This window comes from Amycolatopsis sp. NPDC021455, assembly GCF_040640995.1.
Taxonomy (GTDB): domain Bacteria; phylum Actinomycetota; class Actinomycetes; order Mycobacteriales; family Pseudonocardiaceae; genus Amycolatopsis.
Genome location: NZ_JBFACT010000088.1, coordinates 1 through 14,046 on the forward strand (window position 1 = coordinate 1; position 14,046 = coordinate 14,046).

Here is a 14,046-nt window from a genome sequence, read left to right on the forward strand (position 1 = left end):
CTTCGAGGACGCCGTCTCATTTTAGTCCTCGCAGGACAAGCGCCCGAAGCGTTCCTCGGAGGTCCCAGCCATGAAGGAAGGTAGTCCTATCAGCATCCTGCCCCCGCACCGGCTCGACCTGGCCGGGCACCGGCGTCACAACGGCGTCGTGCCGTGGGTCGGTTACCACGGCGACGACGGCCGCGACCGGCTGATCGAAGCCGTCGGCTCGGCCGGTCTGCGCGGCCGCGGCGGCGCGGGCTTCCCGACCGCCGTCAAGCTGCGCGCGGCCCGGGCGAAACGCTCGATCGTCGTCGCGAACGGGTGCGAAGGCGATCCGCTGAGCCGGAAGGACGCGGTGCTGCTCACGCTGTCGCCGCATCTCGTGCTCGACGGCCTGCAGCTCGCCGCGCACGCCATCGGCGCCGTCGAGACGGTGCTGTGCGTGCACGCCGCAAGCCCGGTGCTGCCGAGCGTCCACGCGGCGCTCGCCGAGCGCGACGACCGCGTCCCGGTGCGCGTCGCGGAGATCCCGCGCCGGTACGTCGCCAGCGAAGAGACCGCGCTCGTCCGGTACCTGACGTCGGGGGACGCGCGGCCGCTCGGCAAGGTGCCGCGGCCGGCCGAACGCGGGGTGCGCGGACGGCCGACGCTGGTCTCGAACGTCGAGACGCTGGCGCAGCTCGCGTCGGCGATCCTCCTCGGCCCGCACCACTACCGCGCGGCGCGGACCGAACTGGTCACGGTCACCGGCGCGGTCCGGCGGCCCGGCGTCGTCGAGCTGCCCGCGGGATCGTCACTGGCGGCGGTGCTGGCCGCGGCCGGCGGGGAAGCCGAACCGGTGCAGGTGGTGCTCGCGGGCGGTTCCGGCGGGACCTGGACGTCGGATCTCGACGGCGGCCTGTCGGGAATCCCGGCGGTCCACGCGCTTCCGGCGCGTGCGTGCGGGCTGGAGTACACCGCGAAAGTGCTGGCCTTCCTGGCGGCGGAGTCGGCCCGGCAGTGCGGGCCGTGCACGTTCGGCCTGCCGTCGATCGCGGCGGACTTCGCCGAACTGGTCCGCGGCGGCCCGTCGTCGGCCCGGCTGGCCCGCCGCCTCCCGCTGCTCACCGGCCGCGGCGCGTGCGCCCACCCGGACGGCGCGGCCCGCCTCGCGGAGAGCGCGCTGCGGGTGTTCGACGCCGACGTCCGGACCCACCAGGCGGGCGGCCGGTGCCGGGTCCCGGCGGGTGTGGCATGAAGGTCACGGTGGACCCGATCGGCTGCCGCGCGCACGGGTTGTGCGCGGACCTGCTGCCGGAGCTGGTGAGGCTCGACGAATGGGGTTATCCGGTGGTGGCAACCGGTTCAGTACCACCGGAACTGGCGGCGGAGGCCCGCCGCGCCGCCGCGGCGTGCCCGGCGCTGGCGTTGCGGCTGCGGAAGGAGTGAGCGCGCCGACTATCATCCGGCGGTGGAACAAGATGAGAGCGCACCGGGCTGGGACGCGATCGAAGCCGCGGTGGCGGCGCACCTCCCGGCGCAGCGGCCCCTGCATTGGGGGACGGACACGCTCCCCGGCCAGGACGGCATCTACGGGCTCAGCGCCTATCGCGGCGACGGGCACTGGCTGCTGGTCACCTTCGGCCTGACTGAGCTGTTCGCCAAGGAGAGCGACGACCCCGGCACCAGCGGCTGGGGGTTCGAACTCACCATGCGCGTCCCCGCCGCCGAAGAGCCGCCCCCGCAGTGGTCGCTGAACCTGCTCCAACGGCTGGGCCAGTACGTGTTTTCCACCGGCCGGGCGTTCGCGGCCGGCCACCGCATGAGCCCCGGCGGGCCGATCACCGGCTCGGCGGACACGCGGCTCACCGCGATCGCGCTCGCCGACGACCCGGTGCTCGGGGTGATCGGGACCCCGCACGGAGCAGCCCGGTTCCTGACCGTTTTCGGCATCACCGGCGAAGAACTGCGCGTCGCCCAGGAATCGAGCACCGCCGAACTGCTTTCGGGGATCCGGCGGGACAATCCGTTGCTGGTCACCGATCCGGCCCGGTAATCCCGTGGTGCGGCGGAGGACGAGCCGTTAACCTCCGCCACCATGGACGGCAAGCTCATCGACCGGATCCGCAGCGCGGGGCGGATCGCCGCGCTGACCGGCGCGGGCATCTCCACCGCTTCCGGGATTCCCGACTACCGCGGCCCCGAAGGCGTCTGGACGCGCACGCCCAGCGCCGTGAACGCCTTCACGCTCGAGAACTTCATGGCCGATGCCGCGGTGCGCCGGGAGTTCTGGCGTACCTACGCGGGGCACAGCGCCTGGCGTGCCGAGCCGAACGCGGCCCACCGCGCGCTCGCCGAGCTGGACGGCGCCGGCGTCGCCGTCCGCGTGCTCACCCAGAACGTCGACGGCCTGCACCAGCGGGCCGGCCTCGCCGCGCGCAAGGTCCTCGAACTGCACGGCACCATGCACACCACGCGGTGCACCCGGTGCCCGGCCCGGTTCCCGACCCCCGAAGTGCTCGCGCGCGTCGAAGCCGGCGACGACGACCCGGCGTGCCCGCGCTGCGGCGGGATCCTGAAGCTCGACGTCGTCCTTTTCGGACAGATGCTGGACGGCGAGGTCCTCGGGCACGCACGGAACATCGCGGCGGCGAGCGGGCTGTTCCTGGCCATCGGCAGTTCGCTGCAGGTGGAGCCGGCGGCGTCGCTGTGCACGATGGCCGCCCAGGCCGGAGCGACGCTGGTGATCGTCAACCGCGACCCGACGCCGTACGACGAGGACGCCACTTTCGTGCTGCGGGACGACATCGAGGCCGTCGTCCCGGAACTCTGCGCGGCCGTGACGTCGTGATCCGCGAAGCCCGCGACGACGACTGGCCCCGGATCTGGCCGATCGTCCACGACGTCGTCACCGAGCAGCGGACGTTCGCCTATGACCCCGAGATGACCGAGCGGGACGCCCGCCGCAGCTGGCTGCTGGCCCCGCCCGCCCGGGTCGTCGTCGCCGTCGACGGCGACCGGGTGACGGGCACCGCGAACATGTACGCCAACCGGCCCGGCCCCGGCAGCCACATCGCCTCCGGCAGCTTGATGGTCGCGAAGGAGGCGCGCGGCAAGGGCGTGGGCCGGGCCCTCACCACGGACCTGATCGGCTGGGCCCACCGGAGCGGGTTCGCGGCGATCCAGTTCAACGCCGTCGTCGAGGTGAACGAGCCCGCGATCCGGCTGTACGAGAGCCTCGGGTTCGTCACGCTCGGAACGGCTCCCGGCGCCTTCCGCCATCCGACCGCGGGAGACGTCGGGCTCCGCATCATGTGGCTGGACCTGCGAGTCAGCCCACCGAACCCGGCAGGCTGACCCGCAGGCCCACCGACACTCAGGCGGACGTCAAAGGGGCCGTGGCCAGCAGGTGGCGCGCGGCGACGCTCGCCCCGTCCGGCCGGACCTCGGCCGCGAACCGTCGCGCCCGGGCAGCCGCCTTCGGCCGCAGCGCGACTTCCAGCGCCGCCGTCAACGCCTCGGCCGTCGGCACGCCCGGCTCGGTCGCCGCGCCGAGGCCCAGCTCGCGGACCCGGCTCGCGAAGTAGTGCTGGTCGTACATCTGCGGGACCACCACCTGGGGCGCGCCGGCGCCGGCCGCCGTTGTCGTCGTGCCCGCGCCGCCGTGGTGGACGACCGCCGCGACGTGCTTGAACAGCTTCTGCTGGTTGATTTCGCCGATGCCGAAGCAGTCCGGGTGCCCGTCCGCCGCGAGGTCCGCCCAGCCGCGCGCGATGATCGCCCGCCGCCCGTGTGCCCGCGCCGACGCGAGCATCACTTCGGCGACCTCCGCCGGGGTGTGCATGCTGCCGAACCCGAAGTACAGCGGCGGCTCGCCCGCGTCGAGGAACTCCACCAGATCGGGTGGCAGCGGCCGCTCGTCCGGCCAGATCCAGGCGCCCGTCCGGATCACGTCCGGGTCATTCTGGTCGGGCCACGGCGCCAGCGCCGCGTCCGCGGCGAGCAACGGCCGGCCGGTGAAGACGTGGCTCTGGAGATCGTCCACCGGCGGCAGCCCGGTCGCCGCTCGGCACGCGTTGACGCGGCCGCCGAACAGCAGGTTCCAGCGCTGCGCGTCCTCCTCCCACTGGGCCCGGTTGTCCTTCGGACCGGGCGATCGCCACGGCATCGGCGGCGGCGCGTGGCGGTCCGACGGGAGCGTGATGGGACAGAAGCCCGCGTAGACGTAACCGGCACCCGCCCGCTCGGCGACCGAACGGGCCGCGAACTGCAGCGCCCCGGCCGCCACCACGACGTCACAGCCCTCGGCCGCGGCGGTGACCGTCTCGAACTGGGTCGAGACGGTGTCTTCGGCGCTCTTGCGCAGTTCTTCGGGGGTGAGACGGCCCGAGCCGGTCCGGCGCAGTGCGGGACCGATGGGCGCGACGTCGAACCCGAGCTCTTCGAGCCATTCGCGGAAGTCCGGCGGCACGCACAGGCGGACGTCCTGGCCCAGCGCCCGCAGTTCCGACGCCAGCGCCACCACCGGCTGCACCTCGCCCCGCGAGCCGATCGTGGACAGCAGCACACGCATCAAGGAATCCCCTCGCCCGGAAAATGGTGAGCCCGCATTGTGGACCCGCACCGGGGTCTTGCCACAAGTCCCGGGGTCGGCTATATGTTCAAGTGGGGAGAGGGAAACCTCAGGCGGTGGACGACGTCCGCTGCTCAGCTCGCGAGGCGCTCGGCGGGTTCGGGAAGCGCGTCCCGCCCGGTCAGTTCTTCGGCGAAGATGGTGTCGATCTTCCCGGCCGCGGTCCGCAGTTTCGCTACGCTCGCGGCGACCAGCAGGAGCGCGCCGGTGGGCACCGCGAGCACCAGGAGCGGCCACCCGGCGGCGACGACCACCACGGCCGCGGCCAGTGCGGAAAGCAGGAAGACTGCCCGGCCGGCGACCCGCGGCCACGCGGGACGGGGCTTGGCGTGCCTGCCACGCGATGTGCCGGCCGGCCGCGCGAGGGCAGCGTGGACACTCATCCAGACCTCCGGAAACGTCGTCGGACCGCCCGGGACGGGAGTTCCCGGCGGCGGTGCCGGAGCGGAAGAGGCGCGGACGGCACGTGGAGTGTGTCGGGCCGGACGGGGCTCCGGTTACTTCTCGTTATTGCTTCGAGTCCGAATTCACGAAATCGAATGAATATGATCTCGCGCCTATTTCGGAGGGTTTTCCCGCACCAGGGCCGTTGGACCCGGATCCGTCTGCCGGAGGTCCTTTCCCGCCGGTTCAGGAGTCGTGGCCGGGGCCCTTGCCCTTGGTCTTGCCGGGGGGCTCGGTCTTCTCGGGTTTGCCGGTCTTCGAGGTCTGTTCGGGTGAAGTCGGGGTTTCGTGGGTCACCGCGGCGGGCTCCGGCGAAGCCGACGTGCTCGCGGGCGGCGGCACGACGTTCCCGTTTCCGGTCGTGGTCCGGGGCGCCGCGGTTCCGGTTCTCACGGATCCGGCAGGAGGCGTGGACGACGAAGGCGTGAAGGTGGCCGCTGGGGAGTTCGCCGCCGGAGGCTGGGCCGGGGAGCCGGTCCCGGTTTCCCGTTCGACGAGCAGCACCGCGGAAACGACGGCCACCGCGGCGGCGGTCAGCCCGGCCGCGGCGGCGAGCCGACGGCGTTCCCGGTTGCCGGTCGGAACGGTACCGGCCTTGAGGTCGGACACCGCGAAGGTTTTCGTGGGATCGTGATCATGCGCCTGGTCCGCGGCCGGCTCGCCGCGGGGCATGGGGCGCGAAGGGGCGCCGGCTGCCGGATTGCGGGGAAGGTCGGCGCTCGTGCCGGCCTCAGGGTCCCGGGCGGGCCCGGGGCCGATCGCCAGGCCGCGGGGAGGCGTGGCACGGGCTGCCGGGTTGCGGGGAAGGTCGGCGCTCGAGCCGGCCTCCGGATCCCGGCCGGGCCCGGGGCCGATCCCCAGGTCACCGGAAAGCACGGCGCCGGTTCCCGGGTCGCGGGGGCCGGCGATGTCGGTGGCTGCCTCCGGATACCGGCGCCACACCGGGTGCCACTCGGCCGCATCCGGCGGTGCCTGGAGCAGCCCCACCAGCTCCGCCGCGGTAGGCCGCTCGGCGGGATCCCGTTGCGTCATCCGGCGGAGCGCGTGCGCCAGCGACGCGGGCAAGTCCCCCGGGATCCGGGGCGGCCGGGTCAGCCGGGCCATCGCCGCCTCGACCATCGTGCCCGGGTACTCGCGCTCGCCCGTCAGGCACTCCAGCAGGATCAGGCCGAGCGCGTACACGTCCGCAGGCGGACCCGCCGGCTCGCCGGAAACCTGCTCCGGCGCCAGATAAGCCGCCGTGCCCGGGATCAGGCCCGTGCCGGTGATGTGGGTGGCGTCGAGGGCGTGGGCGATGCCGAAGTCGCCGATCAGGGGACCGTCCGCGGACAGGAACACGTTGGCGGGCTTCAGATCCCGGTGAACGATCCGCCGCGCGTGCACGTGGGCCAGCGCCTCGGCGAGCCCTTCGGCCAGCGCTGTCACCTCCGCCGCCGGCATCGGGCCGCCGAGCAGCCGCTCCGCCATGTTCTCGCCCTCGACGAGCTGCATGACCAGGTAGGTCCGGCCGCTCTCGGTGCCGCTGTCGAGCAGCGCCACCACGCCCGGGTGGCTGATGCTGCCCTGGATGGTCATCTCGCGCAGCCGGCGGCGCTGGTCGAGGGCCACCGCGTCCCGGTCGTAGAGCTTGACGGCGACCTCGCGGGCGAGCCGCGTGTCGTAGGCCCGGTAGACGCGGGCCGTGGCGCCGCTGCCGATCAGCCTCCCGACCTCGTACCGCCCGGCCAGCAAGCCGGGCGGCCGTTCGTCGTCGAGGGCCCGGCGGGGGGTGATCGTGAACTCGCCGAGGGCGTAGCGCCCGCACGTGACGTCCGCGTCGTCCGTCGGCGGGCGCCCCGTTCTACCGGCTTCGTCGGCCACGGGCGCCAAGTACCCCGGCCCCGTGAACGGCAAACGTCGGAAGATCACGAAAAGAGTATCGTCCGAACACCCGCCGACGTGACATCCAGGGCGCGATCACCGCCCCGCGAACGCGTCCACGCCGGTGAGCTGCGCCGACAGCGTCCACAGGCGCGCGGCCTGCTCCCGGTCGACGGCGTACCGGCGGACACCGGACTCGGCGAGGCCCTCGGCGTCCGCGGGCGCGAGCTCGGCGACGTCGCAGTCCTCGAGGTACAGCCCGCCGAGCCCGGTCAGCTGCGGTGACGTCGCCGCCCAGACCGTGGTCGCCGCGCCCTGCTCCGGGGTCTTGAACTCCATCAGGTAGTTGCCGGCCTCGTCGATCCAGCCGCGTTCGATCATCTCCTCCCGCGGCAGGTGCCGCTGCAGCGGCGTCATGATGCCGCCGGGGTGCAGCGCGAACGCGTGGACGCCTTTTTCGGCGCCGAGTTCGTCGAGCCGGACGGCGAAAAGCACGTTAGCGGTCTTGGCCTGGCCGTAGGCCTGCCACTTTTCGTAGCCGTTCGCGAACTGGACGTCGTCCCAGCGGATGGGCGAGTAGTGGTGGCCGCGCGAGGACAGCGAAATCACGCGGGCGTTCTCCGCGACCGCCGGCCACAGCCGGTTCACCAGCGCGAAGTGGCCGAGGTGGTTGGTGGCGAACTGGGCCTCCCAGCCCGGGCCGACCCGGGTCTCGGGACAGGCCATGATACCCGCGTTCGCGATCAGGAGGTCGATCCGCCGTCCGGTCGCCAGGAAGCGCTCCGAGAAGCCGCGGACGCTTTCGAGGTCACCGAGGTCCAGCTCGTCGACCTCGACGTTCTCGAAGCCGGCCAGCGCTTCCTCGGCGGTCGCGCGGCGGCGGGCCGGGACGACGACGTGCGCGCCGGCGCCGGCGAGCGCGCGGGTCGTTTCGAGGCCGATCCCGGAGTACCCGCCGGTGACGAGGGCGAGCTTCCCGGTGAGGTCGATGCCCGCGACGGCCTCGGCCGCCGTGGTGCCGGCGCCGAAACCCGAACCGATCTTGTGCTGTGCGGAAGTCATGTCCCCGACGCTACGAGCTGGAGTGCACTCCAGCGCAAATCGCGTTCGGCGCCGAAACGGGGGACAATCGGGGGGAGAGGCGCAGCCGACCTAGGAAGGCTCTGATGGCCGACTATTACGGGAACCAGCCCCCGGACGTCCGCCCGGGGATCGACGCGCGCCGGCTGTGGGCGGGCGGCGTGGCGACGGCGGTGGTCGCGGCCCTGCTCGCGGTGGTCGGGCTGCTGATCGCGCGGGGGATCTTCGAGGTCGAAGTGCTCGCCCCAAAAGGCGAAGGCGTCTGGGGCAACGCGAGCACCACGACGTACGCGCTGGTCGCCGCCGCGGTGGCCCTGCTCGCCACCGGGCTGATGCACCTGCTCAGCGTCGCCACGCCGGCGCCGTCCCAGTTCTTCGGCTGGATCATGGTGCTCGTCACGCTCATCGCCGTGGTGCTGCCGCTGACGCTCACAGTCGCGCCGAGCGCGAAGATCGCGACGGCCGCGATCAACCTGGTGATCGGCCTGGTCATCGCCGCGGTCGTGAACAGCATGGCGGCCAGCGCCCGGACGCTGCACCGCCGCCGCACCCAGCAGAACGCGGCCCCGCCGCCGACCCGGCAGCAGTGGACCCAGCAGGACCCGCCGACGCGGTACTACGACCGGTGACCATGGACGTCCGGGAGACCAACCGCCGCGTGATCGAGCAGTTCCGCGCGGGCGGCGAGGTGGACGGCATGCACCGGGAGCGGCTGGTGCTGCTCACCACGACCGGCCGGCACACGGGCGAGCCGCGCACGGTCCCGATGATGTACCACCGCGACGGCGACCGGATGCTGGTGGTCGCCTCGAACATCGGCGCGCCGAAGCACCCGGACTGGTACCTGAACCTCGTGGACGACCCGCGGGTCACCGTCGAGGTGGACGGCCGGGAGTTCGAGGCGGAGGCCTTGCCGCTGCTGGGCGCGGACTACGTGCGGACGTGGACGGAGCTGGAGAAGCACTACCCTTTCCTCGCCGACCACGCGGCCAAGGCCCGCCAGGCCAAACGCGTGATCCCGATCGTGGAACTGTCCGAAGAGGACTGACGCGCTCCCGAAGTCCGTGAAGGCCTCCATACCGGCCATAAAAGCCGGGAAGGAGGCCTTCACGGACTTTCGTTACTTGCTCGCCACCCGGCGGTAGCGCATCGTGGCGAGCGGGGCGAAGATCGCGATGATCGCCAGGCAGCACAGGATCGCGTACAGCGCCGCGTTCTCCGCCGGCCAGCCCGTCGGCGGCGCGCCGAACCGGTTGCCGAACAGGTCGCGCGTCGCGTTGATCACCGCGGTGAACGGGTTCCAGTCCGCGATCGCCTTGAGGAACGCCGGCAGCGTCTGGGTCGGGACGAACGCCGAGGAGATGAAGCTCAGCGGGAACATCCAGATCAGGCCGGCGCTCTGGGCGACCTCGACGCTGCGCGCCGCGAGGCCGATCAGCGCGCCGACCCACGACAGCGCCCAGGCGAACATCAGCATCACCAGGTAGCCGAGCACCGCGTCCGCGAAGCTGCCGCGGATCCGCCAGCCGACGAGCAGCCCGCACAGCGACATCACGACCAGCGCCACGACGCTGACGACGAGGTCCGACGTCGTCCGGCCGAGGACCACCGCGATCCGGGACATCGGCAGCGAGCGGAACCGGTCGATGATGCCCTTCTGCAGGTCGTTGGCGAAGCCGATGACGGTGAACGCCGAGTTGAACGCCACCGTCTGGGCGAAGATCCCGGCGATGAGGAACTCGCGGTAGGCCGCGCCGCCCGCCTCGCCGCCGATCGCGTTGCCGAAGACGTAGGCGAACAGCAGCACGAACATGATCGGCTGCAGGGTCGCCGCCATCAGCCAGTCCGGGTTGCGGCGGACGTTCACCAGGTTGCGCCACGTGACGACGCCGCCGTCCGAGATGCCCTTCGCGAACGCGTTCACTTGGTCTCCTCCTCGGTGGAGACGGCGCCGTGGCCGGTCAGGGACAGGAAGACGTCGTCGAGCGTGGGCCGGTGCAGCCCGACGTCCTGCACGGTGATGCCCTGGCCGTCGAGCCGGCGCAGTGCCTCGATGAGCGCCTTCGGGCCGGTGTCCACGAGGATCTCGGCGCGGCGCGTGTGGTCGTCGCCGGACGGCTCGCCGGTGCCGACCTCGCGCAGCACGTCCAGGGTGGCCGGCAGGTCGGCGGCCGAGGCGACGACCAGCTCCAGGCGCTCGCCGCCGGTCTGGGCCTTGAGCTCGTCGGCGGTGCCGCGGGCGATCACCCGGCCGTGGTCGATCACCACGATCGAGTCGGCGAGCTGGTCGGCCTCTTCGAGGTACTGGGTGGTCAGCAGCACGGTCGTGCCGTCGGCGACGAGCTCCTTGATGACCGCCCAGGTGTCGAGCCGCCCGCCCGGGTCGAGGCCGGTGGTGGGCTCGTCGAGCACGACGACGGCCGGCTCGGCGACCAGCGCGCCGGCGAGGTCGAGACGCCGTCGCATGCCGCCGGAGTAGCCCTTGGCCGGCCGGTCGGCGGCCTCTTCGAGCTGGAACCGCGCGAGCAGCTCCCGGGCGCGCGACCGGGCCGCGGCCTTCCGCCTGCCGTAGAGCCGCCCGACCATGTAGAGGTTCTCGAACCCGGTCAGGTTCTCGTCGACGGCGGCGTACTGCCCGGACAGCCCGATCCGCCGCCGCACCTGGTCGGGCTCGGCCAGCACGTCGTAGCCGGCGACGCGCGCCTCGCCCGAGTCCGGCCGCAGCAACGTCGTCAGGATGCGGACGGTGGTGGTCTTCCCGGCGCCGTTCGGGCCCAGCAGGCCCAGCACCCGCCCGGCGGGGATGTCGAGGTCGACGCCGTCGAGCGCGCGGGTCGAGCCGTAGGTCTTCACGAGCCCGCGTACGTGGACGGCGCTGTCCGGTTCAGGCATGGCGGTTTCCCCTCTCGGTGACCCCGCCAAGCTAGGCCACACTGTCCGCTTTGTCCTCCGGGTTTCTCCCTGAGGTGGGTCAGTTCGCCGAAAGCGTGACGTCGAACTCCGGAGGCGTCCGCAGCGTCTGGAACACGACGCAGTAGCGCTCGGTCAGCTTCTTGAGCGTGGCGAGCTGGTCTTCGGACGCGTCGGTGTCCAGATCGAACGCCAGCCGGATGGCGCGGAAGCCCACCGGCGCGTCCTTCGCCACGGCGAGGGTGCCGCGGAAGTCGAGGTCGCCCTCGGCGCGCACGCGTCCGCCGCGGACTTCGAGACCCAGTGACGTCGCGACGGCCCGCAGCGTCACTCCGGCGCACGCGACGAGGGCTTCGAGCAGCATGTCGCCCGAACAGGCGAGAGTGTCGTCACCGCCGGTGGCAGGGTGCAGTCCCGCCTCGACGACGGCGCGCCCGGTCTCGACCTTGCAGGAGATGCCGAGGCCGTCCAGCGTGGCGTCGGCGTGCAACGTGACGAGCGCGCTTTCCGGCCGTTCCCGGTACTGCTCCTTCAACGGCGTCTGGACCGCGCGCAGCTCTTCGGCATCCATGCGCCGATTCTGCTCCGGAAACGCGGAGACGGGGAGACCGGTCGCCCGGTCTCCCCGTCTCAGTGGTTCAGCTTCAGCTCAGGGTGACGGCCACGTCGTCGATGACGAACGAGGTCTGCAGCGAGCTGTCTTCGGTGCCGGTGAACTTCAGCGCGAGGGTGCCGCCGGCGGCCGACGAGACGTCGATCGTCTTGAGCACGTACCCGGACGCCTTGTTCAGGTTGGAGTAGCTGCCCAGCGTCGTGCTGCCGTTGGTCACGGTCAGCTTGTCGTAGGCGGTCGTGGTGGTCGTTTCCGCCGTGTCGATGTGCAGGTAGAACGTCAGGCTGGCGTGGCAGCCCGCCGGGATGCTCACCGACTGCGCGATCGACTCGGTGTGCGTCGAGCCGTAGCCGTCCAGCCAGGACGAGTAGGTGCCGCCGTGCGCGGCCTGGCCGTCCGAAGCCCACTGGCCGATGGAGCCGGTGGTGCCGGTCCAGCTGGTCGCACCGGACTCGAAGCCGCCGTTGGCGATCTTCTGGCCGGAGCAGCCGCCGGTGGTGCCGACGGTCCAGCTGAACGACGCCGTGCCGGAGTGGCTGGCGCTGTCGGTCGCCGTCACCGTGACGTTCGACGTGCCCGCGGTGGTCGCGGTGCCCGAGATGACGCCGGTGGAGGCGTTGATCGACAGGCCGGCCGGCAGGCCGGTGGCGGACCAGGTGTACGGCGCGGTGCCGCCGCTCGCCGAGAGCGGGAGGTTGACCGAAGCGCCGGTCACGGTCGACTGGTTGCCCGGGTTGGACACGGTGACCGTGCCGGTCGCCGAGCACGTCGGGTCGGCCGACTGCGCCGGCACGCTGATCGCGTCCCACGCCGCCTTGACGGTGTTGAACTCGGTGCAGCTGCCCGGGAACAGGTTCTTCGCCGCGGTCAGCGTCCAGGTGCGGTACTTCAGGTACGAGCTGCCGGAGGTCTTGAGCAGCATCGCGTTGTAGAAGATCTTCACCGCGTTCTGGACACCGAGGCCGGTGACCGTGGAGTTGTTGCACGTGGTGCTGGTCGGCTGCCCGTTGGTCGGGTTGGTGCCTTCGGCCAGCAGGTAGAACCAGTGGTTGCCCGGCCCGGCCGCGGCGTGCACCTCGGTGCTCGGGATCGAGCTGTCGTAGCAGTTCTTGTCACCCAGCGCCGACGGGTTGTACATGTTGCGGATCGGGCCGGAGCCGACGAGGTTGACCTGCTCGCCGACCAGGAAGTCCGGCACGTCGTACGGCGACGGCTCGTTGGCGAACCACTCGGTCGAGGCACCGAAGACGTCCGCGACGAACTCCTGCGTGCCGTTGCCCGAGATGCCGCCCGGGGTGTGGTCGTCGATGCCGTGCCCGTGCTCGTGGGCGACGACGTCGATCGAGCCGATCCAGCCGCCGGCGGTGTTCTTGCCGATCTGGACCTGGCTGCCGTCGTAGTAGGCGTTCTGGTCGTTCAGGCCGACGCGGATCGGCCAGCCGCCGCCGTTGCCGTCGAAGCCGTTGCGGCCGAGCCACTGCGAGAGCATCTTGTTCTCGGTCTGCGCGGCGAACAGGGCGTCGACGCAGCCGGTCTCCTTGTTCGACGCGGTGCCGTTGCCCCACAGGTCGTCCGGCCCGCTGAACGTGGTGTTGTTGGCCGCGTCCTGGCAGGACGTGTTGGTGATGCTCGGGTCCTTCAAGGAGTACGTGCTGCCCGAGTGCGTGGTGTCGAGGTGGACCGGGTTCGGCCCGTTCCACGCGCTGGTGCCGTCGCCGTGCAGGACGTGTTCCTGGGTGTGCAGCACCTTTCCGGTGGCCGCGTCGACGACGACGTCGAGCTTGCTCGGCCCTTCGGCGTCGCGGCCGACGACGGTGCTCTTCCAGGCCAGCGTCGGCTTGCCGAGCGCGAAGACGACCTGCTGGGCGGGGCTCACGCTGTCCACGGCGGACAGCTGCTTCCGCGCGGTCGCCTCGGCCGCGGCCTTCGACACGGTCGGCGTGGTCGAGGCGAGGTCGATGGTCTGGTCCTGTGCGACGGAGGTGCCGAGCACCTGGCCCGTCGAGTTGGTCGCCACCACGAAGTCGCCGCCCACCACGGACAGGCCCTTGTAGGTGCGCTCGTAGGGGATGTACTTCAGCCCGTTGCTCGCGGAAATCGCTTTCTGGGCCACGAAAACGTCGTCCGTGCTGGCGTGCAGCGCGGCCGGCCTGCTCGCCACGAGACCGGCCGCCGCGGTGGCGGCCAGGGTCTGGGCGTCGGGGACGGCGTTCGGGGTCGCGGGCTGGGCCTGGGCGGTGGTGGTCGTGCACATCGCGGCGATCAGCGCGCCGCTCGCGGCCAGCACGAGTGGACGTCTCAGGTGCATCGAAGGATCTCCTCCGGGCAGGGCGAACCGGCCCGGTGACAGGCCGGGCCGAGAACGGGGACGACGGGGAAAAATGGTGCGGCTTAGCGGAAATCAGGATCCGGTGCGGAAGGCTCGTGAACAAGCGACGAACGTACGGACTTATGGGGAACTCGCAATAGTTCCCAAAAAGGACATTCACGCCTATTGGGATCCGGCTGCTGACCGTCCACTCAGGACAGAGGACGGTTCACCGCC

The 14,046-nt window shown here is 71.8% G+C and carries 15 protein-coding genes; 7 read left to right on the forward strand and 8 right to left on the reverse strand.

All coding sequences use genetic code 11. From position 1 onward, the window contains the following. The first annotated feature begins 70 nt into the window (after positions 1-70). From AB0G28_RS44440 to AB0G28_RS44460, 5 genes are read left to right on the forward strand one after another with little or no spacing between them, the layout of a single operon-like run. Complete coding sequence (locus AB0G28_RS44440) at positions 71-1,219, forward strand: NADH-ubiquinone oxidoreductase-F iron-sulfur binding region domain-containing protein (RefSeq protein WP_361103991.1); 1,149 nt, start codon at positions 71-73, stop codon at positions 1,217-1,219. Then, a complete protein-coding gene (locus tag AB0G28_RS44445) occupies positions 1,216-1,410 on the forward strand; it encodes a ferredoxin (protein WP_361103993.1) in 195 nt (64 codons plus the stop codon). Before AB0G28_RS44440 ends, AB0G28_RS44445 begins: the two co-directional genes overlap by 4 nt. A 22-nt stretch (positions 1,411-1,432) precedes the next feature. Continuing rightward, positions 1,433-2,017 carry a suppressor of fused domain protein gene (locus AB0G28_RS44450; RefSeq protein WP_361103995.1) on the forward strand — a complete coding sequence of 195 codons (585 nt, stop codon included), beginning with the start codon at positions 1,433-1,435 and terminating at the stop codon, positions 2,015-2,017. A 42-nt stretch (positions 2,018-2,059) separates the two neighbouring features. Further along, a complete protein-coding gene (locus tag AB0G28_RS44455) occupies positions 2,060-2,812 on the forward strand; it encodes a Sir2 family NAD-dependent protein deacetylase (RefSeq protein WP_361103997.1) in 753 nt (250 codons plus the stop codon). Next, positions 2,809-3,318 carry a GNAT family N-acetyltransferase gene (locus AB0G28_RS44460; RefSeq protein ID WP_361103999.1) on the forward strand — a complete coding sequence of 170 codons (510 nt, stop codon included), beginning with the start codon at positions 2,809-2,811 and terminating at the stop codon, positions 3,316-3,318. The genes AB0G28_RS44455 and AB0G28_RS44460 overlap by 4 nt, the downstream gene beginning before the upstream one ends. A gap of 19 nt (positions 3,319-3,337) precedes the next feature. Here AB0G28_RS44460 and AB0G28_RS44465 read toward each other — a convergent pair whose 3' ends face one another. The 4 genes from AB0G28_RS44465 to AB0G28_RS44480 all read right to left on the reverse strand — a co-directional run bounded on the left by AB0G28_RS44465 (position 3,338) and on the right by AB0G28_RS44480 (position 7,960). Beyond that, on the reverse strand, positions 3,338-4,534 hold the full coding sequence (locus AB0G28_RS44465) for a glycosyltransferase (protein WP_361104001.1): 1,197 nt from the start codon (positions 4,532-4,534) through the stop codon (positions 3,338-3,340). Positions 4,535-4,668: 134 nt separating this feature from the next. Then, entirely contained in the window at positions 4,669-4,977 is a 309-nt protein-coding gene (locus tag AB0G28_RS44470) for a hypothetical protein (RefSeq protein WP_361104003.1), read from the reverse strand. 247 nt (positions 4,978-5,224) lie between these two features. Next, positions 5,225-6,946, reverse strand: coding sequence for a protein kinase (locus AB0G28_RS44475; RefSeq protein WP_361104005.1), 1,722 nt, complete (start codon positions 6,944-6,946; stop codon positions 5,225-5,227). Between the two features lie 48 nt (positions 6,947-6,994). After that, entirely contained in the window at positions 6,995-7,960 is a 966-nt protein-coding gene (locus tag AB0G28_RS44480) for an SDR family NAD(P)-dependent oxidoreductase (RefSeq protein WP_361104007.1), read from the reverse strand. Positions 7,961-8,064: 104 nt separating this feature from the next. On the opposite strand from AB0G28_RS44480, the gene AB0G28_RS44485 reads away from it, so the two are divergent. Both AB0G28_RS44485 and AB0G28_RS44490 read left to right on the forward strand, forming a co-directional pair. Beyond that, entirely contained in the window at positions 8,065-8,607 is a 543-nt protein-coding gene (locus tag AB0G28_RS44485; RefSeq protein ID WP_361104009.1) for a DUF6069 family protein, read from the forward strand. A 2-nt stretch (positions 8,608-8,609) separates the two neighbouring features. After that, positions 8,610-9,026: a nitroreductase/quinone reductase family protein gene (locus tag AB0G28_RS44490; RefSeq protein WP_361104057.1), complete on the forward strand. Its 417-nt coding sequence runs from the start codon at positions 8,610-8,612 to the stop codon at positions 9,024-9,026. A 72-nt stretch (positions 9,027-9,098) separates the two neighbouring features. On the opposite strand, the gene AB0G28_RS44495 is transcribed toward AB0G28_RS44490, so the two are convergent. From AB0G28_RS44495 to AB0G28_RS44510, 4 genes are all read right to left on the reverse strand, one after another. Further along, complete coding sequence (locus tag AB0G28_RS44495) at positions 9,099-9,902, reverse strand: ABC transporter permease (protein ID WP_361104011.1); 804 nt, start codon at positions 9,900-9,902, stop codon at positions 9,099-9,101. Further along, positions 9,899-10,870, reverse strand: a complete 972-nt coding sequence (locus tag AB0G28_RS44500; protein WP_361104013.1) for an ATP-binding cassette domain-containing protein — start codon at positions 10,868-10,870, stop codon at positions 9,899-9,901. The genes AB0G28_RS44495 and AB0G28_RS44500 overlap by 4 nt, the downstream gene beginning before the upstream one ends. Before the next feature lie 79 nt (positions 10,871-10,949). After that, positions 10,950-11,459, reverse strand: coding sequence for an OsmC family protein (locus AB0G28_RS44505; protein WP_361104015.1), 510 nt, complete (start codon positions 11,457-11,459; stop codon positions 10,950-10,952). Positions 11,460-11,532: 73 nt separating this feature from the next. Next, the gene (locus tag AB0G28_RS44510; protein WP_361104017.1) at positions 11,533-13,809 is read right to left on the reverse strand and encodes a M4 family metallopeptidase; all 2,277 of its coding nucleotides are present in this window, start codon (positions 13,807-13,809) and stop codon (positions 11,533-11,535) included. Positions 13,810-14,046: the final 237 nt, after the last annotated feature.

Excerpts from the sequence above, each read along its gene's own strand:
- AB0G28_RS44445 (WP_361103993.1), top strand. The coding sequence starts at position 1,216 with ATGAAGGTCACGGTGGACCCGATCGGCTGCCGCGCGCACGGGTTGTGC.
- AB0G28_RS44500 (WP_361104013.1), bottom strand. The coding sequence starts at position 10,870 with ATGCCTGAACCGGACAGCGCCGTCCACGTACGCGGGCTCGTGAAGACC.
- AB0G28_RS44510 (WP_361104017.1), bottom strand. The coding sequence starts at position 13,809 with ATGCACCTGAGACGTCCACTCGTGCTGGCCGCGAGCGGCGCGCTGATC.
- AB0G28_RS44470 (WP_361104003.1), bottom strand. The coding sequence starts at position 4,977 with ATGAGTGTCCACGCTGCCCTCGCGCGGCCGGCCGGCACATCGCGTGGC.
- AB0G28_RS44455 (WP_361103997.1), top strand. The coding sequence starts at position 2,060 with ATGGACGGCAAGCTCATCGACCGGATCCGCAGCGCGGGGCGGATCGCC.
- AB0G28_RS44505 (WP_361104015.1), bottom strand. The coding sequence starts at position 11,459 with ATGGATGCCGAAGAGCTGCGCGCGGTCCAGACGCCGTTGAAGGAGCAG.
- AB0G28_RS44490 (WP_361104057.1), top strand. The coding sequence starts at position 8,610 with ATGGACGTCCGGGAGACCAACCGCCGCGTGATCGAGCAGTTCCGCGCG.
- AB0G28_RS44485 (WP_361104009.1), top strand. The coding sequence starts at position 8,065 with ATGGCCGACTATTACGGGAACCAGCCCCCGGACGTCCGCCCGGGGATC.
- AB0G28_RS44440 (WP_361103991.1), top strand. The coding sequence starts at position 71 with ATGAAGGAAGGTAGTCCTATCAGCATCCTGCCCCCGCACCGGCTCGAC.
- AB0G28_RS44480 (WP_361104007.1), bottom strand. The coding sequence starts at position 7,960 with ATGACTTCCGCACAGCACAAGATCGGTTCGGGTTTCGGCGCCGGCACC.
- AB0G28_RS44465 (WP_361104001.1), bottom strand. The coding sequence starts at position 4,534 with ATGCGTGTGCTGCTGTCCACGATCGGCTCGCGGGGCGAGGTGCAGCCG.